This window comes from Parasphingomonas zepuensis, from assembly GCF_036663735.1.
GTDB lineage: Bacteria > Pseudomonadota > Alphaproteobacteria > Sphingomonadales > Sphingomonadaceae > Sphingomonas.
Map to the genome: position 1 here is coordinate 1 of NZ_JAXOJO010000034.1, position 1,432 is coordinate 1,432.

General features: G+C 63.5%; 1 pseudogene. It reads left to right on the top strand.

What is annotated here, in order from left to right:
• Positions 1-1,263, top strand: a pseudogene (locus tag U1769_RS24985) (carboxypeptidase regulatory-like domain-containing protein); the annotation flags it as partial.
• Positions 1,264-1,432: the final 169 nt, after the last annotated feature.

Below are 1,432 nucleotides of genomic sequence, written 5' to 3' on the forward strand. Positions count from 1 at the left end.
GTGTTCGGCTTCCTGACTGAATTTTCCGCGGCGATGGATCAGGATGGCGGGCGGGCGTTTCGCGCTAGCGCGTTGGGCGAAGTCGCAGGGACGAGCATTGCCCTTGAGACCGTTCGCAATCGCAGGCTGACGAGCGAACGTATTTCTGCGCAGCAGACCGCGCTAAGCTCGATCGCGCTGGACCGTCCGGTGCGCGTCGGCGGCCTCATCATTCCGATCCACTTCGATCTGCGCGCGATCGAAACGCGCGGGGATCGTTCGTTGCAGGCGCAATCGCGCGTTGCCATCGCTACGCGACAAGTATCGGTCAGCGCCGCGCTGGGCTGGCGGCGGGTAACACCGCGCGATGGCGCCGGTCGTTCGGCGGCAACGGGCGCGATCCTGCTCAACGGCCGCGTGGGAACGACGCGCATCCGTGGTGGGCTGGACTGGGAAATTGTGCCACTCGCGCGGCTAATGGGCGCAGTGCTGAGCGCCAATAAACCACTGGGAACCCGGGGCGATGCACAGGCCACCATCGGTTACGCCGGGGGTGAGAACTACGCCTATGCCGCCGCCGGCTATACGCGCGACCTCGGCTTCGCGTCGGTCACCAGCAACATACAGGCGGATACCCGCGGCGCGCTTTCGCTGCGGCTGGGATTCGGTTTCAGTTTCGGCGGAAACGGCCGCGGCCGATTCGGGCGAATCGCGTCGACACCGCGCGCCTCGACCGGCAATCTGGAAGTCAGCGCGTATCAGGACCTCAACGGTGATGGGGCGCGACAGTCGAACGAACCTGCAATCCCGGTGCCTGGACTGTTGGTAAACGACGTCCCGATTTCGACATGTCGCAAACGCGAACTGACGTGTCGGGCCATCGCCGAGATCAATGGGGTCGAACCTTTCGTACCGGTGCGGATCGCCATCGACGAGAGTTCGATCGCCGACCCCTTCCAGGTTCCGAACAGCGTCGGCATGGCAGCGGTACCGCGTAGCGGCCTAGTCAACCCGGTCGAGCTCGGGATCATGGGCACTGCGACGATTGAAGGGACGCTGGCGCTGGGTGGCACCCCCACGCCTGCGCGAATGATCGAGCTGATCGATGAAAAGGGCGCAGTGGCATATCGCGTCCGGACGGAATTCGATGGCTTCTTCACTCTCGAACGGGTCCGCTACGGTCGCTATCGCCTGCGCCTAGAAAACACTGCGGAAATTATCGGGCGAAGCGTCACGGTCAGCGCGGAGCAGAATTCGGTTCGACTTGGTACGATCGGGAAATAGGGTGGCCGACCTGTCCGAAGTGCAAATCTCATACGAAGCAAAAAATCCCCGGCACGAACTCGACCCACTCCAAGCAACGCGGCAGCCCACGCCGGCCCCGATCAAGTAAGCCCCACGGGGAATGCGGTCGCCCCACGAAGCGAAGCGTCTGCAGCCTAGATCTGCGATG